This is a genomic window from Streptomyces sp. NPDC052910 (assembly GCF_055585605.1).
In genome coordinates, this window is sequence record NZ_JBVJJR010000004.1 from 32,573 (window position 1) to 53,970 (window position 21,398).

General features: G+C 74.2%; 19 protein-coding genes. 12 read left to right on the top strand and 7 right to left on the bottom strand.

What is annotated here, in order from left to right:
- From ACZ6X9_RS16455 to ACZ6X9_RS16470, 4 genes are all read left to right on the top strand, one after another.
- The coding region (locus ACZ6X9_RS16455) for a segregation and condensation protein A (protein WP_469778693.1) at nucleotides 1-1,134 on the top strand (1,134 nt) is incomplete at its 5' end.
- Between the two features lie 92 nt (nucleotides 1,135-1,226).
- Nucleotides 1,227-1,793, top strand: coding sequence for an SMC-Scp complex subunit ScpB (gene scpB, locus ACZ6X9_RS16460; RefSeq protein WP_469779168.1), 567 nt, complete (start codon nucleotides 1,227-1,229; stop codon nucleotides 1,791-1,793).
- A complete protein-coding gene (locus ACZ6X9_RS16465; RefSeq protein WP_469778694.1) occupies nucleotides 1,793-3,031 on the top strand; it encodes a pseudouridine synthase in 1,239 nt (412 codons plus the stop codon). The genes scpB and ACZ6X9_RS16465 overlap by 1 nt, the downstream gene beginning before the upstream one ends.
- A 76-nt stretch (nucleotides 3,032-3,107) precedes the next feature.
- Complete coding sequence (locus tag ACZ6X9_RS16470; RefSeq protein WP_469778695.1) at nucleotides 3,108-3,902, top strand: nucleotidyltransferase domain-containing protein; 795 nt, start codon at nucleotides 3,108-3,110, stop codon at nucleotides 3,900-3,902.
- 239 nt (nucleotides 3,903-4,141) lie between these two features.
- On the opposite strand, the gene ACZ6X9_RS16475 is transcribed toward ACZ6X9_RS16470, so the two are convergent.
- Both ACZ6X9_RS16475 and ACZ6X9_RS16480 read right to left on the bottom strand, forming a co-directional pair.
- A complete protein-coding gene (locus ACZ6X9_RS16475) occupies nucleotides 4,142-4,834 on the bottom strand; it encodes a nucleotidyltransferase domain-containing protein (RefSeq protein ID WP_469778696.1) in 693 nt (230 codons plus the stop codon).
- 87 nt (nucleotides 4,835-4,921) lie between these two features.
- A complete protein-coding gene (locus tag ACZ6X9_RS16480) occupies nucleotides 4,922-5,284 on the bottom strand; it encodes a DUF952 domain-containing protein (RefSeq protein WP_469778697.1) in 363 nt (120 codons plus the stop codon).
- A 261-nt stretch (nucleotides 5,285-5,545) separates the two neighbouring features.
- On the opposite strand from ACZ6X9_RS16480, the gene ACZ6X9_RS16485 reads away from it, so the two are divergent.
- The 4 genes from ACZ6X9_RS16485 (at nucleotide 5,546) to der (ending at nucleotide 9,680) form a co-directional block, all read left to right on the top strand.
- A complete protein-coding gene (locus ACZ6X9_RS16485; RefSeq protein ID WP_469778698.1) occupies nucleotides 5,546-6,646 on the top strand; it encodes a prephenate dehydrogenase in 1,101 nt (366 codons plus the stop codon).
- A 142-nt stretch (nucleotides 6,647-6,788) separates the two neighbouring features.
- On the top strand, nucleotides 6,789-7,517 hold the full coding sequence (gene cmk, locus ACZ6X9_RS16490) for a (d)CMP kinase (RefSeq protein ID WP_469778699.1): 729 nt from the start codon (nucleotides 6,789-6,791) through the stop codon (nucleotides 7,515-7,517).
- Nucleotides 7,463-8,155, top strand: a complete 693-nt coding sequence (locus tag ACZ6X9_RS16495; RefSeq protein WP_469778700.1) for a lysophospholipid acyltransferase family protein — start codon at nucleotides 7,463-7,465, stop codon at nucleotides 8,153-8,155. Before cmk ends, ACZ6X9_RS16495 begins: the two co-directional genes overlap by 55 nt.
- Before the next feature lie 64 nt (nucleotides 8,156-8,219).
- On the top strand, nucleotides 8,220-9,680 hold the full coding sequence (gene der / locus ACZ6X9_RS16500; RefSeq protein ID WP_469778701.1) for a ribosome biogenesis GTPase Der: 1,461 nt from the start codon (nucleotides 8,220-8,222) through the stop codon (nucleotides 9,678-9,680).
- Nucleotides 9,681-10,175: 495 nt separating this feature from the next.
- On the opposite strand, the gene ACZ6X9_RS16505 is transcribed toward der, so the two are convergent.
- Entirely contained in the window at nucleotides 10,176-10,511 is a 336-nt protein-coding gene (locus ACZ6X9_RS16505; protein WP_469778702.1) for a hypothetical protein, read from the bottom strand.
- A gap of 242 nt (nucleotides 10,512-10,753) precedes the next feature.
- A complete protein-coding gene (locus tag ACZ6X9_RS16510) occupies nucleotides 10,754-11,548 on the bottom strand; it encodes a hypothetical protein (RefSeq protein ID WP_469778703.1) in 795 nt (264 codons plus the stop codon).
- A 271-nt stretch (nucleotides 11,549-11,819) separates the two neighbouring features.
- On the opposite strand from ACZ6X9_RS16510, the gene ACZ6X9_RS16515 reads away from it, so the two are divergent.
- On the top strand, nucleotides 11,820-13,070 hold the full coding sequence (locus ACZ6X9_RS16515; RefSeq protein WP_469778704.1) for a glycosyltransferase family 4 protein: 1,251 nt from the start codon (nucleotides 11,820-11,822) through the stop codon (nucleotides 13,068-13,070).
- Entirely contained in the window at nucleotides 13,067-13,984 is a 918-nt protein-coding gene (locus ACZ6X9_RS16520) for a hypothetical protein (protein WP_469778705.1), read from the top strand. Before ACZ6X9_RS16515 ends, ACZ6X9_RS16520 begins: the two co-directional genes overlap by 4 nt.
- A 40-nt stretch (nucleotides 13,985-14,024) precedes the next feature.
- On the opposite strand, the gene ctaD is transcribed toward ACZ6X9_RS16520, so the two are convergent.
- Nucleotides 14,025-15,737 carry an aa3-type cytochrome oxidase subunit I gene (gene ctaD / locus ACZ6X9_RS16525; protein ID WP_469778706.1) on the bottom strand — a complete coding sequence of 571 codons (1,713 nt, stop codon included), beginning with the start codon at nucleotides 15,735-15,737 and terminating at the stop codon, nucleotides 14,025-14,027.
- A 527-nt stretch (nucleotides 15,738-16,264) separates the two neighbouring features.
- On the opposite strand from ctaD, the gene ACZ6X9_RS16530 reads away from it, so the two are divergent.
- The gene (locus ACZ6X9_RS16530) at nucleotides 16,265-16,480 is read left to right on the top strand and encodes an I78 family peptidase inhibitor (protein ID WP_469778707.1); all 216 of its coding nucleotides are present in this window, start codon (nucleotides 16,265-16,267) and stop codon (nucleotides 16,478-16,480) included.
- Between the two features lie 358 nt (nucleotides 16,481-16,838).
- Here the strand turns inward: ACZ6X9_RS16530 and ACZ6X9_RS16535 are convergent, their stop codons facing one another.
- Together ACZ6X9_RS16535 and ACZ6X9_RS16540 are read right to left on the bottom strand one after the other, a co-directional pair.
- Nucleotides 16,839-17,837 (bottom strand): phosphatase PAP2 family protein, encoded by a 999-nt coding sequence (locus ACZ6X9_RS16535; RefSeq protein WP_469778708.1) that lies wholly within the window; start codon nucleotides 17,835-17,837, stop codon nucleotides 16,839-16,841.
- Nucleotides 17,838-18,175: 338 nt separating this feature from the next.
- Complete coding sequence (locus tag ACZ6X9_RS16540) at nucleotides 18,176-19,384, bottom strand: hypothetical protein (RefSeq protein ID WP_469778709.1); 1,209 nt, start codon at nucleotides 19,382-19,384, stop codon at nucleotides 18,176-18,178.
- A 159-nt stretch (nucleotides 19,385-19,543) separates the two neighbouring features.
- Between ACZ6X9_RS16540 and ACZ6X9_RS16545 the strand changes: the two genes are divergently transcribed.
- Nucleotides 19,544-21,145 carry an MFS transporter gene (locus ACZ6X9_RS16545; protein WP_469778710.1) on the top strand — a complete coding sequence of 534 codons (1,602 nt, stop codon included), beginning with the start codon at nucleotides 19,544-19,546 and terminating at the stop codon, nucleotides 21,143-21,145.
- The last annotated feature ends 253 nt before the right edge of the window (nucleotides 21,146-21,398 follow it).

Here is a 21,398-nt window from a genome sequence, read left to right on the forward strand (position 1 = left end):
GCTGCGGCTGACGCGGGCGCTGCGGCTGACGCGGGCGCTGCGGCTGACGCGGGCGCTGCGGCTGACGCGGGCGCTGCGGCTGACGCGGGCGCTGCGGCTGACGCGGGCGCTGCCGCTGACGCGGGCGCGGGCGCTGACGCTGACGGGGGTGCTGCCGCTGACGCGGGCGCTGCCGCGGCCTTTGTTTCGGGTGGCGAGGGCGGCGACCACGCCGGCCCTGGTCGTGTCGGGGGGCCGGGGGCGGAGCCCACGGTTTCGGGAAGGGGCGGGGACGGGGAGGAAAACCCCCCTGACAGCAGCCGCTTCACGCTGCACCTCGACAACTTCGAAGGCCCCTTCGACCTCCTCCTCCAGCTCATCGCCAAGCACAAGCTCGACGTCACCGAAGTGGCCCTCTCCCAGGTCACCGATGAGTTCATGGCGCATCTCCGTGCCATGGGCCCCGACTTCGACCTGGATCAGACGACCGAGTTCCTGGTCGTCGCGTCCACGCTGCTGGACCTCAAGGCGGCCCGGCTGCTGCCGGCCGCCGAGGTGGAGGACGAGGCGGATCTCGCTCTTCTGGAGGCCCGGGACCTGCTGTTCGCCCGGCTGCTGCAGTACCGCGCGTACAAGCGGATCGCCGCGATCCTCGGCGAGCGGATGGCCACCGAGGGCCGCCGCCACCCGCGTACCGTCGGCCTGGAGGCCCGGTTCGCGGAGCTGCTGCCGGAGGTGGTGCTGGGGATCGGGCCGGAGCGGTTCGCCGCGCTCGCGGTGAAGGCGATGCAGCCGAAACCGGCGCCGCAGGTGTACGTGGATCACATCCACGCGCCGCTGGTGAGCGTCCGCGAGCAGGCGGAGGTGGTGATCGCCAGGCTGCGGGAGGCGGGCGAGGCCACGTTCGCCGAGCTGACCGCCGACGCGGCGGACGACCTCACCGTCGTCGCCCGGTTCCTGGCGCTCCTGGAGCTCTACCGGGAGCGGGCGGTCGCCCTGGAGCAGGAGGAGGCCCTGGGCACGCTGACCGTCCGCTGGACGGGCGGCACGGACGGTGGCGGGGGCGGCGCGCCCCTGGTGACGGACGAGTTCGACCGGGAGCCGGGGACGGCGGGCGGGGACGAGCGGGACGGAGAAAGGGAGGTGGCGGAGTGAGCGCCAGTAAGGGAACGGACGGGGACACGGCTCCCGCCGGGACGGACACCGTGGCGGAGCTGCCCCTCGCGCCCGCCCTGGAAGCCGTCCTCATGGTCGTCGACGAGCCCGTCACCGAGGAGCACCTCGCCCGGATCCTCGAACGCCCCCGCCGGGAGATCGCCGCCGGGCTGCGCGCGCTGGCCGACGAGTACACCGCGCAGGGCCGCGGCTTCGAGCTGCGGGAGATCGGCGGCGGGTGGCGGTTCTTCAGCCGGCCCGCGTACGCGGACGCGGTGGAGGCGTTCGTCCTGGACGGGCAGCAGGCCCGGCTGACGCAGGCCGCGTTGGAGACCCTGGCCGTCGTCGCGTACCGTCAGCCGGTCAGCCGTTCGCGGGTCTCCGCGGTGCGCGGGGTGAACTGCGACGGCGTCATGCGCACCCTTCTCCAGCGCGGTCTCGTGGAGGAGACGGGGACGGAACCCGAAACAGGTGCGATCCTGTACAGGACGACGAACTATTTCCTGGAGCGGATGGGCCTTCGCGGCCTGGACGAGCTTCCCGAGCTCGCACCGTTCCTCCCGGAGGCGGACGCGGTCGAGGGCGACTCCCAGGAGGGGGTCCCGTCGTTCGACCCGGACGCCCCGGACACCGAAGCGGACGACAAGACGGAACTTTGATGCGAAGCAGCGGCAGGAACAGCGGAAGCGGCAACCGGGACAACCGGGGCGGCAGCGGCGGCCGGAGCGGCGGCGGCCGGAGCGGCGGGTCCCCCCGCCCGTCCTCCGGCGGCGGGCGTGCGGGCGGCGGTCGCTCCGGCGGCGGGCGCTACGACGCCGGCCGCTCCGAGGGCGGGCGCAACGAGCGTCGCGACGACCGGCAGGACGGCCGGCGCGACGAGCGGCGGCCGGAGCAGCGCCCGCGCCGTCCGCGCCCGGAGGAGCGCCGTTACGACGTGGGCCCCGACGCCGGGCGCGGGAGCGGCCCGTCCTCCGGCCGGGCGAGCGGTCCGTCCTCCGGCCGGGGCGCCTCGGCCCGCGGCGGTGCCAAGGGCGGCCCGCGCCGCAGCCCGGCGGCCGGCGGCGACCGGCGGACGGCTCCGGCCCGCCCGCGTGAGCTCGACGCCAAGATCGAGGAGCGCAACCGGGAGCGGCACAGCAAGCCGCAGGTCAAGCTGCCCAAGACGTTCGGCGAGCAGGAGGGCGAGCGCCTGCAGAAGGTGCTGGCCCGGGCCGGCATGGGCTCCCGCCGCGCCTGCGAGGAGCTGATCGAGCAGGCCCGCGTCGAGGTCAACGGGCAGATCGTCACCGAGCAGGGCCTGCGCGTCGACCCGGAGAAGGACGAGATCAAGGTGGACGGCCTGACCGTCGCCACCCAGTCGTACCTGTTCTTCGCGCTCAACAAGCCGGCCGGCGTCGTCTCCACCATGGAGGACCCGGACGGCCGCCAGTGCCTCGGCGACTACGTCACCAACCGCGAGACCCGGCTGTTCCACGTCGGCCGTCTCGACACGGAGACCGAGGGCATCATCCTGCTCACCAACCACGGCGAGCTGGCCCACCGCCTCACCCACCCCCGCTACGGCGTCCAGAAGACCTACCTGGCCGCCATCACCGGCCCGCTGCCGCGCGACATCGGCAAGCGGCTCAAGAGCGGCATCGAGCTGGAGGACGGCTACGCGCGCGCCGACGACTTCCGCGTCATCCAGCAGACCGGCAAGAACTACCTGGTCGAGGTCACGCTGCACGAGGGCCGCAAGCACATCGTGCGCCGGATGCTGGCCGAGGCCGGCTTCCCGGTCGAGAAGCTCGTCCGCACCTCGTTCGGCCCGATCGCCCTGGGCGACCAGAAGTCCGGCTGGCTGCGGCGGCTCACCAACACCGAGGTGGGCATGCTGATGCGCGAGGTCGAGCTCTAGACCCCGGACGGGACGGACCCGGCACGGCGGCGGCCCCACCGGACCGCCGTGCCGCCCCTCCTGGAATCCTGGGCCGATGCGTGACACCGACTCGGCCGCCCTGCGGGCCGCCGGCCTTCCGACCGCCGACCTCTCGCCCGTGCTCGCCGAGCCGGGGCACCCGCTGGTCTTCGCCACCGTCTCCGGCGCCCACCTGTACGGCTTCCCGTCCCGCGACTCCGACGTCGACCTGCGCGGCGTCCACCTGCTGCCGGTGGCCGACCTCATAGGTCTGCGGGAGGGCGAGGAGACCGTCACGCGCATGGGCGTCCGCGACGGCGTCGAGATGGACCTCGTCACCCACGACCTGCGCAAGTTCGCCCGGCTGCTGCTCCGCCGGAACGGCTACGTGCTGGAGCAACTGCTGTCGCCGCTGGTCGTCCGGACGTCCGGCGTCCACGCCGAGCTCACGGCCCTCGCCCCCGCCGTGCTCACCAGCCACCACGCCCACCACTACCGGGGCTTCGCCGGCACGCAGTGGCGGTTCTTCGACCGGACGGCGGAGCTCAAGCCGCTGCTCTACACCTTCCGGGTGCTGCTCACCGGCATCCACCTGATGCGCAGCGGCGAGGTCGTCGCCCACCTGCCGACCCTCCTCGGCCTGGTGCCGGCGCCCGGCTACCTGCCCGAGCTCGTCGCCGCCAAGGCGGAGGCCGAGCACGGCGGGGCCGCCGGCCTGGTGGACGGCGCGCGCCTGGCGGCGGACGTCGAGGCGCTGCACACCGAGCTGGACGCCGCGCAGGCCGCGTCCCGGCTCCCGGAGACCGTGGCTCCGGCGGCGTACGACGCGCTGCACGACCTCGTCGTCCGGGCACGCGCCGAAGCCGGCTAGGGGGTGTCTGACGGAGCTCCGTGGGGGAGGAGCGGCGTCCGGTCCGTGCTCTGGGGGTCCCCCCGGCCGAAGGCAGGGGGAGTGCCGGCCGGAAGCTCTCGTACCGGGCGTACGTGGGCTTTCGGCCGGTGCGGCGAGAGCGCGTACCGGGCGTCGTGACGCCACAGAGAGCCGCGAGAGCACGTGCCGGGCGTCGTGACGCCACGGAGAGCCGTCAGACCCCCCTTGGACCGCGGGCCTCAGCCCGCCGCCGCGACGGACGCCCGCCGTACCCGGATCAGGAAGTCCTCCACCCGCGCCCGGTCCGGCTCCGCCGGCAGCGGGGTGCGGGCCGCCGCCACCGCCAGTTCCTCCCGCAGTCGGTCCAGTTGGCGCTCCGCCTCCGGCCAGGGCAGCTCGCCGCGCCGGACGGCCAGGAGTTCCGCGCGCCGGTCGCCGACGTCCAGGGTGAGGACGCCGGTGCGCAGCAGGTCGCGGGCGCTCGCCAGCAGCCGCATCAGGTGCATGACCTGCTTCCAGTTCGGGGCGCCGGTCCGCAGGACGGAGGCATCGGACTTCGCGCGCTGCGCGTCCGCGTAGCCGGTGAACGTCCGGTGCGCCAGTCGGGAGAGGAACGCCCCGCGCAGGGCGAGCAGTTCCCGGCCCCGCTCGTCGGTGTGGTCGACGAGCGGGGAGTGCAGGCACTCGAGGGCGGTGGGATTGGCCCGCAGGGCCAGTTCGCAGAAGCGTTCCAGCTCCCAGGAGAACTGCTCCTCCGCGGGCCCCTCGACATGCGCCGGCGGCTTGTCGAAGCCCCAGAACAGCGCGGCGGGCGCCGCGTACACCCCGCGCCGGTCGGTGTCGCTCGCCTCCGTCGCCAGCCCGAACGCGCGCGAGCCCATGACGCAGGAGTAGATCGTGTGGTCGGTCACCAGGGCGTGCATGGAGCGCATTGTGGCCGCCGGGAGGACACCGCGTCACACCGGTTTTCCCGGGCCGTGCCCCGGGGCCCGGCCCGGGGCACGGCCGCGACCCGGGGGTCAGGACCAGACGGCCAGGCCCACCGCCCGCCCGTCCTCGTCCCGCTGGATCTCCATCATCCCCTCGACCGCGTCCCGGTTGATCCGCCCGTAGACGTGCGGGAACAGCGTCCCCGGCGCGGTGCCGGGCGGCGGGGCCGGGTCGGCCGCCTCCCAGCGGACCAGGACGCCCAGCTTGTGCTCGTCGATCAGCAGCGCCATCAGCGGCCCCTTGACGTCCCGGTAGAACGCGGAGGCCACGGCCAGCGTCGTCTCCTCGTCGGGGGAGCAGTGCACGAAACCCTCCTCGTCGAGCGAGGCGGGGGCGAAGGGGCGGTCGGGCACGGACAGCCAGTCGTCCAGGGGCACCACATGAAAGATCATGCCCCCCTTCTACCCGAAGGGGCCGTCTCCGTCCCGGCGGACCGCTCCGCGCGGGTCCCGTGCGGCGGCGGCCCCGCGCCCGGCCCGGCCCGCGACGCCCTAGGCTGGGCCCGCGGGGGCCGGACGGACGCCGCCGGGGGCGTGCCCCGGGCGACGGCACCGGGCCGGGCTGCCCGCGCACGTCGTGACCGCCCGTCCCGCCGCGACCGGACCGCCCGAGTGCACCGGGCTCCGCCGCGGCCCTGCCCAAGGACCTCGCCAGTGAGAACCGCTCTCGTCATCGGCACCGGACTGATCGGCACCTCCGCCGCGCTCGCCCTGGCGGGCCGGGGGATCCAGGTGCACCTCAGCGACCACGACCCGGACCGGGCGAGCACGGCCGCCGCCCGCGGCGCCGGCACCGACCGGGAGCCGGCGGGCCGCTGCGACCTGGTGATCGTCGCCGTGCCGCCCGCGCACGTCGCCGCCACCCTCGCGGACGCGATCAAGGCCGGCCGGGGCCGGGCCTACCTCGACGTCGCCAGCGTCAAGGGCGGCCCGCGCCGGGAGCTGGAGGCGCTCGGCTGCGACCTCTCCGGCTACCTGGGCACCCACCCCATGGCGGGCCGGGAGCGCTCGGGCCCGATGGCCGCCACCGCCGACCTGTTCGAAGGCCGCCCCTGGGTGCTGACGCCCACCCCGGAGACCGACACCGAGGTCCTCAACATCGCCCTGGAGCTGATCGCCCACTGCCGGGCCGTCCCCGTGGTGATGGACGCCGACGCCCACGACCGGGCCGTCGCCCTCGTCTCGCACACCCCGCAACTGGTCTCCAGCATGGTCGCCGCCCGGCTCGCCGAGGCGGACGAGACGGCCGTACGCCTCTGCGGCCAGGGCATCCGGGACGTGACCCGGATCGCCGCCTCCGACCCCCGTATGTGGCTGGAGATCCTCGCCGCCAACCCGGGCCCGGTCGCCGACGTCCTCGCCGCGCTCTCCGCCGACCTGGAGGAGACCGTACGGGCCCTGCGCGCCCTGGACGCGGCGGGCGACTCCGCCGGCGACGAGGCGGCGGGTCCGGAGGCGGCGGCGGGTCTGGAAGACATACTGCGCCGCGGCAACGCCGGCCGGTCCCGCGTCCCCGGCAAGCACGGCTCCGCGCCGGCGGCGTACGAGACGGTGACCGTCCTCATCGGCGACCAGCCGGGCGAGCTGGCCCGTATCTTCGCGGACGCCGGCCGGGCCGGCGTCAACATCGAGGACGTGCGCATCGAGCACGCCACCGGCCGGCAGAGCGGCCTGATCCAGTTGATGGTCGAGCCGAAGGCCGCCGACGGTCTTGTCGAGACCCTCCGGGAGCGCGGCTGGTCGCTGCGCCAGTAACCGGTGGACGGAGGCCGGGCGGCCGACGGCCGGGGGCCGGGGAGCGCGGCTGTACGGGCCGGTCCGGGGAGCCAGTAACCTTGGGTGAGCCCCCAACGGGCCCAGCCAGGCAGCGACGACTCGCCGCCGTCGCACGAGGAAGGTGTCAGACACCGTGGAAACCGCCGCCCGGACCGCACCGGCAGCAGTCATCGTCGCCATCGACGGCCCCTCCGGCACGGGCAAGTCCAGCACCTCGAAGGCCGTCGCCGCCAAGCTCGGCCTCCGCTACCTGGACACCGGCGCCCAGTACCGGGCGATCACCTGGTGGATGCTGAGCAACGGCGTGGACGTGAACGACGCCGCCGCCGTGGCCGCCGCCGCGGGCAAGCCCGACCTCGTCTCCGGCACCGACCCGTCCGCGCCCACGATCACGGTCGACGGCCTGGACGCCGCCCAGCCGATCCGCACCCAGGAGGTCACCGCGGCGGTCAGCGCCGTCAGCGCGGTGCCCGAGGTGCGGACGCGGCTCACCGAGCTCCAGCGGTCCATGGCCGCCGAGGCGCCGCACGGCATCGTCGTCGAGGGCCGGGACATCGGCACCACCGTCCTCCCGGACGCCGACCTGAAGATCTTCCTCACCGCCTCGCCGGAGGCCCGCGCCGCCCGCCGCGCCGGCGAGCTCAAGGGCAAGGAGGCCGCCGACCTGGCCGCCACCCAGGCCGCCCTGATCAAGCGGGACGCCGCCGACTCCGGCCGCAAGACCTCCCCGCTGGCCAAGGCCGGGGACGCGGTCGAGGTCGACACCACCGAGCTCACGCTCGACCAGGTGATCGAGTGCGTCGTCACCCTGGTGGAGGAGAAGCGGTCCACGGGGGCTCTGCCCGCGTGACCGCCTCCGCCGCCGGTGCGGCCGTCGGGAGACGGATCGGCATCGGCCTGATGAACGGGCTGTGGAAGCCCCGCGTGCTGGGCGCCTGGCGGGTGCCCGCGGCGGGGCCGGTCATCATGGCCGTCAACCACTCCCACAACCTCGACGGCCCGATGCTGATGGGGACCGCGCCCCGGCCGGTGCACTTCCTGATCAAGAAGGAAGCGTTCGTCGGCCCGCTGGACCCCTTCCTGCGTGGCATCGGCCAACTGAAGGTCGACCGCTCCGGCGCCGACCGGACCGCGATCACCGGCGCGCTGGACGTCCTGGCGGCCGGCGGGGTCCTGGGGATCTTCCCCGAGGGCACCCGGGGCGAGGGCGACTTCGCCTCGCTGCGGGCCGGCCTGGCGTACTTCGCGGTGCGCTCCGGGGCGCCCGTCGTCCCGGTCGCCGTCCTCGGCAGCGCCGAGCGCAAGGGCCGCCTGGTCCCGGGCCTGCCGCCGCTGCGCACCCGCGTCGACGTCGTCTTCGGCGACGCCTTCCAGGCCGGCGACGGCAGCGGGCGGCGCACGCGGACGGCGCTGGACGAGGCGACCGTACGCATCCAGCGGCGGCTGAGCGCGCACCTGGCGGACGCCAAGCGCTTCACCGGCCGCTGAACGAAACTTGAGTAGCGGACCCGTCAGGGCCGCCGACGACGAAGAAGAACGAGGAACGGACTCCATGAACGACCAGATCCACACCGGCGACGAGCACGGTGCGCTTGGCGACGCCGAGTACGCGGAGTTCATGGAGCTCGCCGCTCTGGAGGGCTTCGAGGCCGACGAGGTCGCGAGCGAGCTCGCCGCCGCCGGCCACGGCCCGCTGCCCGTCCTCGCCGTCGTCGGCCGCCCCAACGTCGGCAAGTCGACGCTGGTGAACCGCATCATCGGCCGCCGCGAGGCCGTCGTCGAGGACCGCCCGGGCGTCACCCGCGACCGCGTCACCTACGAGGCGGAGTGGGCCGGCCGCCGCTTCAAGGTCGTCGACACCGGCGGCTGGGAGCAGGACGTCCTCGGCATCGACGCCTCCGTCGCCGCCCAGGCCGAGTTCGCCATCGAGGCCGCCGACGCCGTCGTCTTCGTCGTCGACTCCTCCGTCGGCGCCACCGACACCGACGAGGCCGTCGTCAAGCTGCTCCGCCGGGCCGGCAAGCCCGTCGTGCTCTGCGCCAACAAGGTCGACGGCCCCTCCGCCGAGGCCGACGCCGCCGCCCTGTGGTCGCTGGGCCTCGGCGAGCCGCACCCCGTCTCCGCCCTGCACGGCCGCGGCACCGGCGACATGCTGGACGCGGTCCTGGAGGCGCTGCCCGAGGCCCCCGCCCAGACCTTCGGCACCGCCGTCGGCGGCCCCCGCCGGATCGCGCTGATCGGCCGCCCGAACGTCGGCAAGTCCTCGATGCTGAACAAGGTGGCGGGCGAGGAGCGCGTCGTCGTCAACGAGCTGGCCGGCACCACCCGTGACCCGGTCGACGAGCTGATCGAGCTCGGCGGCAAGACCTGGAAGTTCGTGGACACCGCCGGCATCCGGCGCCGCGTCCACCTCCAGGAGGGCGCCGACTACTACGCCTCGCTGCGGACCGCCGCCGCCGTGGAGAAGGCCGAGCTGGCCGTCGTCCTCATCGACGCGAGCGAGTCCATCAGCGTCCAGGACCAGCGGATCATCACCATGGCCGTCGAGGCCGGGCGCGCGCTGGTGCTCGCGATCAACAAGTGGGACACCCTCGACGAGGAGCGCCGCTTCTACCTGGAGCGCGAGATCGAGACCGAGCTCGGCCAGATCGCCTGGGCGCCGCGGGTGAACGTCTCCGCGAAGACCGGCCGGCACATGGAGAAGCTGGTCCCGGCCATGGAGACCGCCCTCGCCGGCTGGGAGACCCGGGTGCCCACCGGGCGCCTCAACGCCTTCCTCGGCGAGCTCGTCGCGGCCCACCCGCACCCGATCCGGGGCGGCAAGCAGCCCCGCATCCTCTTCGGCACCCAGGCGGGCACCCGCCCGCCGCGGTTCGTCCTCTTCGCCTCCGGCTTCCTGGAGGCGGGCTACCGGCGCTTCGTCGAGCGTCGGCTGCGCGAGGAGTTCGGGTTCGAGGGAACGCCGATCCACATCTCGGTGCGCGTGCGGGAGAAGCGCGGGCGCAAGAAGTAAGCGGTGAGTGGCCGGGGGCGGCCGGGGGTGCGGGAGTCGCCCCCGGGGGTCGCGGCCGGGAGTGGCGCGGGCGCGAGAAGTAAGCGGTGAGTGGCCGGGGCGGCCGGGAAGTGCGGGGCTCCCCCCGGAGATCGCGGCCGGGAGAAGCGCGGGCGCGAGAAGTAAGCGGCGAGTGGCCGGGGTGCGGGGTTGCCCCCCCGGAGGTCGCGGCCGGGAATACCGCGGGCGCGAAGTGAAGTAGGCGAGCGGCCGGGGCGGCCGGGAAGTGCGGGGGTGCCCCTGAGGGTGCCGTCGGGAGAGGTGCCGCCGCGGGAAGCCGGCGGACGGTGGCCGGCTGCGGCCGGGGGTACGGGAGTGCTCTTGGAAGGCCGCCGTCGTCGGGGGCGCGGCCGGAAGGGATGTGGCGAGTGCCCGGGGCCGGGCCCTGGCGACGGCCTGCGCCCCGGTCGCCCGGGAGCGGGGCCGTCGGACCCGCCTGTCGGCGGGGCGGGGTGCTCAGTACCCCCGCTGCCGTCCGTCCCGGTTGCCCGGTGGGAGGGCCGGCAGGCCGCCGCGGCCCCGGCCCTGGGCGGGGTAGCCGTCCCAGCCGTCGGTCCAGTCGGACTGGCCGGGGTAGGGGGCGTGGCCGGTGAGCCGGCCGTAGTAGCCCTGGCCCGGACCGCCGCCGTACGGCTGCGGCTGGGGCCCGAAGCCCTTGAAGGCCAGGTCCTCCTCGCCCGCCCGGTCGCCCGGGAGGGTGCGGAAGGCCCGGCGGTACTCGGCGCAGAGCGCGTCGTAGATCGGGGTCACCGACTCCGTACGGCCGCGGTCGGCTTCGCGGGGTGGGCGCATGCCGGGGATGTAGTTCTGGTACGACGTCCGGGATGCGGGTTCGTAAGAGTACACATCCCTGCCAACGACCCCGGACCGCATCGGATGCGGGGCGGACCGCGACGGGTTACGCGGGAACCGGGGGAATCGGGGGTGCGCCGGGTGCACGGCGGGGCGCACGCCGTCGATCATCTGCCCGCGGGCCGCGCGCCCGCCGGCCGCGTACTCCCCGGCCGCGCAACCACCGGCCGCGCGCCCGCCGGTCACGTTCCGGCGAGCGGCATCGCCGCGCCGACCAGCCGGCCCGACGCCGCCGCGCGGTCCAGCGCCTCGCGCAGCAGGTCCTCGCGCGGCTGCTGGCCGATGGTGCCGACCGGTGCCGCGTACACCAGTACCCGGCCGGTCTTGTTGACCGCCGACCGCCACTCCTCGGCCACCTGCATCGGCTGGTGCGCCTGCCACCAGGCGATGGGCTGGCCCCCGTTGGCGTTCGGCTGGAGGACGGCGTGCAGCTTGCCGGTCACCAGCAGCACCGACCAGCCGGGGGTGAGGTCGGGGAGCTGGTCGATGGCGGTGACGGGGGCGAAGCCCTGCTCGGTGAGGAGCTCCAGGAAGACGTCCACCGGGCCGGTGGTGCCCGGCCGGGCGATCGGCACCAGCGGCTCCACGACGAGCGAGGGCTGCACCTCGCCGTTGATCAGCAGCAGGCCGCTGGTGACACCCAGCTCGGCATGGAGCGGCAGGTCGCCGGAGGGCTGCTCGCCGCCCTGCTGTCCGGCGTCGCCGCCGGTGATGGAGCGGACGGCGCCCTGGAGCTGCTCCTCGGAGACCGGCACCACCTGCGAGGGGATGCAGGAGGCGTGTGCGAAGGCCAGGACGGCCGTCTCCTCCCCGACGAAGAGCACGGTGCTGGTGCGCTCCCGCTCGCTGTCGCCGGGGGTGCGGCAGGAGGTGCAGTCGTACGTGCCCGGGGCGTTGTCGCCCCCGAGCAGTCGGTCCGCTTCTTCGTCGCCGATCTCGGCGCGTACTTCGTCGCTGACGTCGAGCATGCGAGGCACGGGGGGCTCCTCGGACTTCCGGTGCGGTTGCGCGCGCGCCGGGCGGTTCCCGGTGCGTCACGAAGACAACGGACGACGCGCGGCCGGGGTCACGCCCTGGGCCGGGGCGCTTCACGGCATCCGGGACGGTGGCCGAAAACGCGCGGTCGCGTCATGGAATGCTCGTCGTTCCGGGATCGAGTTGATGATCGGGGCCAACCTCCTGATCGTCAGTACGGTCTAATCTTCAGGAGGCGTGGCCATCAGGCGCGCACACCGGCTGCGGGGACGAATGCACATCTCATTCCTGATTCACAATGCCTACGGCATCGGCGGCACGATCCGCACCACGTTCAACCTGGCGGGCACGCTCGCCGAGCAGCACGACGTGGAGATCGTCTCGGTGTTCCGCCACCGGGACGAGCCCGTCTTCGCGCCGTCCGGCAGAGTGCGGCTGCGCCACCTCGTGGATCTGCGGAAGGACAGCCCCGGGTACGAGGGGAACGACCCGGAGTACGAGCGTCCGGCGACCGTGTTCCCGTCCACCGAGGGCCGCTACAAGCAGTACAGCGCCCTCACCGACCGGCGCATCGCCGATCACCTGCGGAACCTGGACTGCGACGTGGTGGTCGGCACCCGCCCGGGCCTGAACGTGCACATCGCCCAGCAGGCCCGGCGCGGCATCGCCCGGGTCGGCCAGGAGCACCTGACGCTGAGCACCCATTCGGCACCCCTGAAGCTGACGCTGCGCACCCACTACCCGCGGCTGGACGCGGTGACGACGGTCACCGAGGCGGACGCCGAGACGTACCGCAAGCTGATGCGGCTGCCCGGCGTACGGGTCGAGGCCGTGCCGAACAGCATTCCCGCCCCGGTCGTCGCCCCCGCCGACTCCACCGGCAAGTGGGTCGTCGCCGCCGGCCGGCTCGCGCCCGCCAAGCGGTACGACGTGCTGGTCAAGGCCTTCGGCAAGGTCGTCGCCGAGCGCCCCGACTGGCGGCTGCGGATCTACGGCGGCGGCGCGGAGAAGGCCAAGCTGCGCGCCCTCATCGACAAGCTCGGCCTCTACAACCACGTCTTCCTCATGGGCCCCGCCAACCCGCTGGACCCGGAGTGGGTGAAGGGCTCCATCGGCGCCGTCACCTCCAGCCTGGAGTCCTTCGGCATGACCATCGTCGAGGCGATGCGCTGCGGCCTGCCGGTGGTCTCGACGGACTGTCCGCACGGTCCCGGCGAGATCATCGACAACGGTGTCGACGGCCTGCTCGTACCGGTCGGGAAGACCGACGCCATCGCCGCCGGGCTGCTGAAGCTCATCAACGACGACGAACTGCGCCGCCGGATGGGCCGGGCCGCCCTGGAGAACTCGGCCCGTTTCGACCCCGCCGAGATCGCCGGCCGGTACGAGCGGCTCTTCGCCGAGCTCACCGGCCGCGGCGCGCTGCGCGGCTCCCTGCACCGCACCCGAGGCGCCCTGCTCAGCGGCGCCCTGCGGACCAAGGACGCCGTCCGCCCCGCCCTGCGCCGGGTGCGTGCCGCATGACCGTCCCGACCCCCGCCGGGCCCGCGAACGCGGGCTCGCCCGTACCCGAGGAGTTCACCATCGTGTCTGCCGCGCCGCGCGCCGACTGCATCGCGGATTCCGCGGGCGGACTCACCTTCGACCTCGACGCCCCCGAGGGGGCCGACGCCTCCGGCCACTGGTCGGCGGCGCTGGTGCTGCTCCGCCGGGGCGGCGACGCCGTCGAGAACGCCGACGATGAGGTCCGCCTGCCGCTCACCCCCAACGGCGACGGCCGGCTCCGCGCCGTGCTGCCCAGCACCGTGCCGCTGCCCGAGGGCCGCTGGGACGTGTACGTGGACGCCGGCGAGGCGGACCCGGTGCGGCTGCTGCCCGGCCTCGCCGACCTGCGCTCGCTGGTCGACCGCCGGCCCGGTCCCAGCACCTCGCCGCTGGCCGTGCGCATCCCCTACGCGACGAAGCACGGCAACCTCTCGCTGCGCAGTTGGCAGCGCGCCCCGCACGCCGAGGCGGGCGATCTCGGACTGGACGCCAAGGGCGTCACCGTCCACGGCACCCTGCACCGCGTCGAGGACCCGGCGGAGTGGCTGGCCGGCGCGGTGGCCGAGGCCCGCTGCCGGCGGGATCCGGAGCTGGTGTGCGCCGTGCCGCTGGAGACGGCGGGGCACGGCTTCTCGTTCACCATCGCCCACCAGGAGCTGTGCGAGCACTGGGCGGGCGGGCCGGACGTCTGGGACCTGTGGCTGCGGCGCACCGACGGGTCGGGGGAGGCCCGGGTGGCCCGGCTGCTGGACGACGTCGCGGACAAGAAGCAGATCTTCGTCTACCCGGCCCAGTCGGTGGACGCCGCGTACGCGCCCGCGCAGGCCGGCCCGTACTACACGGCCGACAACGACCTCGCGATCCGCGTCGACGAACGGCCGCCGGTGTCCTGACGGCCGCTCCCGTGCGGGCCGGCCGGGCCGCGCCGGCGGGTCAGCCGGCCGGGTCCCGGGTCACCTGGGGCTGCTGCCGGGCGGCGGTCTCCGGGTGGTGGAGGTCGAAGGCGGGCGACTCGGAGCGGATCCGGGGCAGCGTGACGAAGTTGTGGCGGGGCGGCGGGCAGGAGGTCGCCCACTCCAGCGAGCGGCCGAACCCCCAGGGGTCCTCGGCCTCCACCCGCCGGCCGTACCGCGCCGTCTTCCAGACGTTGTAGAGGAACGGCAGCGTCGACAGGCCGAGCAGGAACGAGCCGATGGTCGAGACGGTGTTGAGGGCGGTCCAGCCGTCCGCCGCCAGGTAGTCGGAGTAGCGGCGGGGCATGCCCTCGGCGCCCAGCCAGTGCTGCACCAGGAACGTCCCGTGGAATCCGGTGAACAGCGTCCAGAAGTGGACCTTCGCCAGTTGTTCGTCGAGCATCTTGCCGGTGAACTTCGGCCACCAGAAGTAGAAGCCGGCGAACATCGCGAACACGACCGTCCCGAACACCACGTAGTGGAAGTGCGCGACCACGAAGTAACTGTCGGTGACGTGGAAGTCCAGCGGCGGCGAGGCCAGGATGACGCCGGTGAGCCCGCCGAACAGAAAGCTGACCAGGAAGCCGGCCGACCACAGCATCGGCGACTCGAAGGACAGCGAGCCGTGCCACATGGTGCCGATCCAGTTGAAGAACTTCACGCCGGTCGGCACGGCGATCAGGAACGACAGCAGGGAGAAGAAGGGCAGCAGCACCGCGCCGGTGGCGAACATGTGGTGCGCCCAGACCACCACCGACAGGGCGGTGATCGCCATGGTGGCGCCGATCAGCATGGTGTAGCCGAAGATCGGTTTCCGGGAGAAGACCGGGATGATCTCGGTGATGATGCCGAAGAACGGCAGGGCGATGATGTAGACCTCGGGGTGGCCGAAGAACCAGAACAGGTGCTGCCAGAGCAGTGAGCCGCCGTTGGCCGCGTCGAAGACCACCGCGCCGAACCGCCGGTCGGCCTCCAGCACCAGCAGGGCCGCGGCCAGCACCGGGAAGGCCAGCAGGATCAGGATCGACGTGAACAGCACGTTCCAGGTGAAGACCGGCATCCGGAACATGGTCATCCCGGGGGCGCGCATACAGATGATCGTCGTCAGGAAGTTCACCGCGCCGAGGATGGTGCCGAAGCCGGAGAGCGCGAGCCCCATGATCCACAGGTCGGCGCCGACGCCGGGGGAGTGCTCGCCGCCGCTCAGCGGGGCGTAGGCGGTCCAGCCGAAGGAGGCGCCGCCCTCGGGCGTCAGCAGACTGCTCACCACGATCAGGCCGCCGAAGAGGTACAGCCAGTAGGCGAGCATGTTGAGCCGGGGGAACGCCACGTCGGGCGAGCCGATCTGAAGCGGCATGATCGCGTTGGCGAAGCCGGCGAAGGCCGGGGTGGCGAACAGCAGCAGCATGATCGTGCCGTGGGCCGTGAACGCCTCGTTGTACTGCTCGTTGCTGAGGATCTGGAGGCCGGGCCGGGCCAGTTCGGCGCGCATGAGCAGGGCCAGTACGCCGGCGGCGAGGAAGAAGCCGAACGAGGTGATGAGGTAGAGACTGCCGATCTTCTTGTGGTCGGTGGTGGTCAGCCAGTCGACCACGACCGCTCCGGGCCGCCGGCCGCCCGCCTCCGCCCGTCCCGGACCGCCGGCCGCTTCCCCGTCCGGTCCCGTGCCGCCTTGTGCGGTGCCGCTCTCCATCCGTGCCCCCTCGCTCCGGCGCGCTCGCCGGCTCCGGCTCGTACGGTCCGTCCCCGGCTCCCCCTGCCCCGGGGCACCCGTCATGATGCTCGTCGGGGCGGGGTCGCGCGAGGGTGCCGCGCCGGTCGCGGCAGGCGTCCGGAATTTAATATTCCGCAGAATTCGGCGGAACGCGGCGGCGCCGGAGGTGTTGCGTCCGCAAGTGGCGGTGAATTCCTTTACCGGGCGCCGGGGGTCGGGGTTACCCGGGGGAATGCGGAAGCCATGGGGAGGGAGGGGGGAATTCCGGCGCCGTTTCCCGTACGCCCGCAGGGGGGTGTACCGGAGGCCGGGAAAGAACCCGCGGGGGTGATGTGGGTCGCTGTAAACACCGTCCCGGATTTCTGTGACAGAAGTGTGACCCGTGGGGTCCGGGCGGCGGGCCGGCGGGCCGGCGGGCCGAGGGGGGGGCTGCGCTGCCGGGGGCGTGGGGTCGAGGGTGGCCGGGTGGCGGCAGGGCCGTCGGCCGGACGGGCTACGGTGGCCGCATGGTGCCGCTGCCGAACCTCCCCCAGGACCCCGACGACGACCTCGACGCCTACGCCGGTCTGGACGCCGGGCGAGCCTCGGCCCGGGCGCGGGAGCGGGGCTGGACGACCGTCCGCACCCTGCCGCCCGGCGCAGTGATCACGCTGGAGTACGTGGTGGGGCGGCTGAATCTGGAGGTGGCGGACGGGGTCGTGCGGCGCTGCTGGAAGGGGTGACCGCACCTCCCGTGCGTCCGTACGCGCCTGGGGGGTGTCTGACGGATCTTCATGGCGTCACGACGCCTGGCACGCGCTCTCGCCGCACCGGCTGAAGTCCACGTACGCCCGGTACGAGAGCTCCGGTCGGCACTCTCCTCCAGCCTTCGGCCGGGGGGACCCCAAGAGCACGCACCGGACGCCGCTCCTTCCTCACGGAGATCCGTCAGACACCCCCTGGGGCGGGTCCGCGTCCTGTCCGGGGCTCGACCCCCGGAGGCGCGCTCGGCCCCGGACGGAGCAGATCTTCCGTCACGCGCGAAGGGCCGCCCCGGAACTCCCGGGGCGGCCCCTCGCGTAGCGGCGCGGGTCCGGCGGCTCAGCCGACGGCGCGGCCGCGGCCGGTGGCCGGCAGCGGCGGAGTGCGAGGCGTCCGGTCGGCGTGCGGCGGCCGGCGGCTGCCGGTCGGGGTGACCGGCGTCCGCTCCGAGCGCACGGTGTGCGGCCGGGCGGCGGCGCGGGGACGGCCCTCGGACCGGCCGGCCAGGCCCGCGCCCGCCGGCTCGCGGACGGGGAGGGTGTCGTCGGCGGGCGGGCGGGGCGCCCACAGCCCGACCGGTGCCGCCGCGGCGGCCGGGGCGAGCGCCGCGCCGTGCTCGCGCAGCCGGGCCCAGGCGGCCAGCAGTCCGGCCTCGGTGCGGGCCATCAGGGGCTCGAACCAGGGCAGGGCCAGCAGGACCAGCAGACCGGCGGTCCAGCCGAGCGTCACATCGCTCATCCAGTGCGTACCGAGGTAGACCGTCGTCATGCCGACGCCGAGCGCCAGCAGGGCGGCGGAGACGGAGGCGACCCTGCGGGCCCGGGGGGTGGTGGCCAGGTAGGCGAGGACACCCCAGGTGACCACCGCGTTGGCGGTGTGGCCCGAAGGGAATATGTCGCCGCCGGCGAACATCTCGTTCGAGCCGATCGCGGTGGCGTAGTGCGGACCGAGCCGCCCCATCCCTATCTTGGCGGCGCCCACGGTCGCGTTGAGCAGCAGCAGCGCCGTGCCCAGCACCAGCAGCGGACGCAGCGTCCCGCGGCGGTGGCAGCACCAGCCCAGCCAGGCGGCCACGGCGACGGCGGTCGGGCCGCGCTGGCCCAGGACCACGAAGTAGTCGAGGAACGTGTGGATCTCCGGCCACTGCTTGTACGGCCGGAACAGCATGACCTGCCAGTCGAAACGCACCGGCCAGGACGTGGTGAGCACCCCGACCACGATCGCCGCGTAGACCACGGAGGTCGCCACGAAGATGCCCAGGCGGGTCCTGGTCATCCGCGGGCGCGGGGGCTCGGTCGGGCGCTCCTCCGCTGGGACGAGCTCGTCATGGGTACGCACTCAATCGACGTTACATTGCGTGATGGGAGGGTCCGGCCGATCTCGCCGCTTTGTGATGACGATGTGATGTGGAATGCGTCTCAAACACGACTTTCGGCGCGTTTGCTGCGGGGGATCCGGAACCGCGTCCCGGGAAATAAGAAACACTTAAAGGGGGGCTCCCGGGTGGGCGCCGGGGAGCGCGGAACATCCTTTAATTATGTGTGTGCGGATGTTTATCGGTGGGCGTTGCGAGTTCCTCGCGGCTTTTCCCGGGTGATCCGCCGCACGGCTCCGGCGGACCGGTCGGATGATCGGGGAAGCGGCCGGGGAGCGCGCGGGAATGATCATGAAAATGATCAGGGCGGTCCGGAGCCGTTCAGCCAGAACGCTCCGTAACAGGCCGCCGCCAGCGCCAGCGAGCCCCCCACCGCCACCGCCCGCGCCGTCCGCAGTCGGGCCAAAGCCGTGGCGAGCGGCAGCAGCAGCGGGAAGGCCGGCAGCATCAGCCGCGGCTTGGAGCCGAAGTAGCCCTTCGCGGTCAGCGCCAGCAGCAGCACCGTCCCCGAGTACACCAGCAGCGGCAGCGGCTGCCCGCGCCGCGCCCCGGCCACGTACAGCCACACCACCAGCGCCACGCCCACCAGCAGGCCCAGCCCGGCCGGCCAGGCCGTACCGGTGAACCGCCCGGCGACGAACGTGCCGAACGCGACACCGCCGTCGAAGCCGTTGCCCCAGCCGCCCTGGACGTCCAGATAGCCGGTCGGGCTGCCGGTCCGCACGCCGACCCACACGACGTACGCGAGACAGCCCAGCGGGGCCGGCACCACCCCGAGCAGCATCCGGCGGAGCTCGGAAGGCTCCGGCCGCCGGTCCCGGCGCAGCAGGGCGACCGCCGCCGTCACCCACACGGCCGCGACCACCGCCGCTCCCACCGGACGCGTCAGCCCGGCCAGCACCGCGCACACCCCGGCCGCGGGCCAGCGGCCGGTCAGCACCGCGTACAGCGCCCACGCGGCCGACGCCGTGAACAGCGACTCCGAGTAGGCCATCGACTGCACCACGCCCACCGGCAGCGCCGCCCACAGGACGACCAGCGCGACCCCGGCCCGGCGGCCGTGCAACCGCTCGCCCACGGCGAAGATCCCGCCGGCCGCGCAGAGCGAGGCGACCGCGCTCACCAGCAGCCCCGCGTCCGCCGCCGACAGCGGCAGCACCCCCGACAGCGCCCGTTCCAGCCACGGCAGCAGCGGGAAGAACGCCAGATCGGAGTGGACCTTCCCGTCCGCCAGGGACAGCGTGTAGCCGTAACCGTCCTCCGCTATCCGGGAGTACCAGACCGCGTCCCAGCGCCCCGAGAGCAGGTGGTGCGCGTCCTTGCCGGTCGCCGTCCCCCACAGGGCGAGGACCGCCAGCCCCAGCACCCGGACCGCCGCGTACGCCAGCAGGGCCGGCGCGGCCCGCCGGAGCGCGCCGGAGGCGGCCGGGCCGGGGCCGTCCGCCGGGTCGGTGCGTATGCCGGAGGCACAGGGGGAGGCGAGTTCGGTCACCGGCCAATTGTCCAGCATCCGGGCCGGTGACCCTCCGCGCCGCCCGGCCGGTGCTGCCGCCGGTGACCTGCCGGGATTCGCGTACGCTGTCGTCTCACTCGTCCCCCCGGCACCGCGGCCCACCGTCCCGTCACGGCCGCGCGACTGGCCGGAACCCGATACGGAGGTGGGTGAAAAATGCCCGGAACGACGACGGCCCGCCCCCGGTGGACCGCCGGTGTTCCCCGGCAGCGGCAGCGCACCGGAGGGCCCGGTCCCGGGGCCGGCGCCAACCGCTGGGCCGTGCTCGTGGTCCTCTGCGCCAGCCTGCTCCTGGTCGCCGTGGACGCCACCGTGCTGCACGTCGCCGTCCCCGCCGTCTCCGAGGACCTGCGCCCCGGCCCCATCCAGTTGCTCTGGGTCGTCGACGTCTATCCGCTCGTCTGCGCCTCGCTGCTGATCCTCTTCGGCACGCTCGGCGACCGGGTCGGCCGGCGGCGGGTGCTGCTGCTCGGCTACGCCCTGTTCGGCTGCGCCTCGCTGCTCGCCGCCTGCGCCGGCCGGCCGGAGGTGCTGATCGCCGCGCGGGCGCTGCTCGGCGTCGGCGGGGCGATGATCATGCCGGCGACGCTGTCCATCCTGCGGCAGGTCTTTCCCGACCGGCGGGAGCGGGCGCTGGCCATCGGTGTCTGGACCGGGGTGGCCGCCGTCGGCGCGGCCCTGGGACCGCTGCTGGGCGGCTTCCTGCTCGAACACTACTGGTGGGGCTCGGTCTTCCTCATCAACCTGCCGCTGATGGCCGTCAGCCTTCCGGTCGGCCGCCGGCTGCTGCCCGAATCGACGGGCGACCGGAACGGGCCGTGGGACGTGCTCGGCGCGCTGATGGCCGCGTTCGGACTGTTCGGCGTGGTCTTCGGGGTGAAACGGATCGGCGGCGCCGAGCCGCTGTCCCTGCTGACCGTGGTGCCCGCCGCCGTGGGCGTGGCGCTGCTCGTCCTCTTCGTCCGCCGGCAGCGGCGGCGCGAGCACCCGCTGGTGGACCTGGACCTGTTCGCCCGGCCCGCCTTCGGGGTGTCCGTCGGCTGCATCGTGCTGGCCATGCTGGCGCTGGTCGGCCTGGAGCTGGTCGCCGCCCAGTACCTCCAGCTCGTCCTCGGGCTGACCCCGTTGCAGACCGGGCTGCGGCTGCTGCCGCTGACCCTCGCCGCGATGGCCGCCGGCCTGGCCGGCTCCCGCGTCCTGCTCCGCTTCGGGCCGCGCGCCATGGTCGCCGGCGGCTTCGCGCTGACGGCGGTCGCGGTCCTCGCCCTCACCGCGATGGGCCGCGAGGACCGGCCCGCCTTCCTCGTCGGCTGCTTCGTCTTCCTCGGCCTGGGCCTGGAGACCACACTGTTCGGGGCGTACGAGTCGATGCTCGGCGAGGCCCCGGCCGCCGAGGCCGGCGGCGCCGCGGCGATCGGCGAGACCTCGTACCAGCTCGGCGCGGGCATGGGCATCGCCCTGCTCGGCAGCGTCATGAACGCCGTCTACGCGCCGGGGGTGACCGGCGTCCCCGGCGTGCCCAGCGCGGCGGGCGCCGCGGCCGGACACTCGCTCGGCGAGGCGTACCGGGTGGCCGACCGGCTCGGCGGCCCGCCCGGCACGGCGCTGCGGACGGCGGCGCGGGACGCGTTCGTGCACGGGCTGCACGTCACGCTCGCCGTCAGCGCGGCGATCCTGCTGGCCGGCGCGGTGGCGGCGCTGCGGCTGCCGCGGTCGGCGGAGGGGGAGCAGGGGGAGCAGGGCGGGGGCAAGGGGTAGAAGGCGGCGGGGGGCGGCGGTGGGTGGACCGCGTCGGGCGGGGGGTGTTGTGGGTGGACCGTGGTGGGTCGACCGCCGTCGGGTGGGAGGCGTTGTGCGGGGGCCGGGCGACGGGCGGAGTCCGAGCCGCGTCCCGCGCCCGCGCCCCGCGCCCCGGACGCCGGGCGTTGGGTGGCGGGTTCGGCCGGTCGTCCGTCGAGGTCACAGAGGTTCGCTCTGGACGAGGCGGTTACCGGCCCGTAGCGTCTGAGCG

What these genes read in the sequence shown, in the direction of transcription:
- ACZ6X9_RS16540 (WP_469778709.1), bottom strand. Translation starts at nt 19,384, where the DNA reads ATGCTGGACAATTGGCCGGTGACCGAACTCGCCTCCCCCTGTGCCTCC.
- ACZ6X9_RS16545 (WP_469778710.1), top strand. Translation starts at nt 19,544, where the DNA reads ATGCCCGGAACGACGACGGCCCGCCCCCGGTGGACCGCCGGTGTTCCC.
- ACZ6X9_RS16530 (WP_469778707.1), top strand. Translation starts at nt 16,265, where the DNA reads ATGGTGCCGCTGCCGAACCTCCCCCAGGACCCCGACGACGACCTCGAC.
- ACZ6X9_RS16480 (WP_469778697.1), bottom strand. Translation starts at nt 5,284, where the DNA reads ATGATCTTTCATGTGGTGCCCCTGGACGACTGGCTGTCCGTGCCCGAC.
- scpB (WP_469779168.1), top strand. Translation starts at nt 1,227, where the DNA reads ATGGTCGTCGACGAGCCCGTCACCGAGGAGCACCTCGCCCGGATCCTC.
- ctaD (WP_469778706.1), bottom strand. Translation starts at nt 15,737, where the DNA reads ATGGAGAGCGGCACCGCACAAGGCGGCACGGGACCGGACGGGGAAGCG.
- ACZ6X9_RS16465 (WP_469778694.1), top strand. Translation starts at nt 1,793, where the DNA reads ATGCGAAGCAGCGGCAGGAACAGCGGAAGCGGCAACCGGGACAACCGG.
- ACZ6X9_RS16475 (WP_469778696.1), bottom strand. Translation starts at nt 4,834, where the DNA reads ATGCGCTCCATGCACGCCCTGGTGACCGACCACACGATCTACTCCTGC.
- ACZ6X9_RS16505 (WP_469778702.1), bottom strand. Translation starts at nt 10,511, where the DNA reads ATGCGCCCACCCCGCGAAGCCGACCGCGGCCGTACGGAGTCGGTGACC.
- der (WP_469778701.1), top strand. Translation starts at nt 8,220, where the DNA reads ATGAACGACCAGATCCACACCGGCGACGAGCACGGTGCGCTTGGCGAC.
- ACZ6X9_RS16520 (WP_469778705.1), top strand. Translation starts at nt 13,067, where the DNA reads ATGACCGTCCCGACCCCCGCCGGGCCCGCGAACGCGGGCTCGCCCGTA.
- ACZ6X9_RS16470 (WP_469778695.1), top strand. Translation starts at nt 3,108, where the DNA reads ATGCGTGACACCGACTCGGCCGCCCTGCGGGCCGCCGGCCTTCCGACC.
- ACZ6X9_RS16515 (WP_469778704.1), top strand. Translation starts at nt 11,820, where the DNA reads ATGCACATCTCATTCCTGATTCACAATGCCTACGGCATCGGCGGCACG.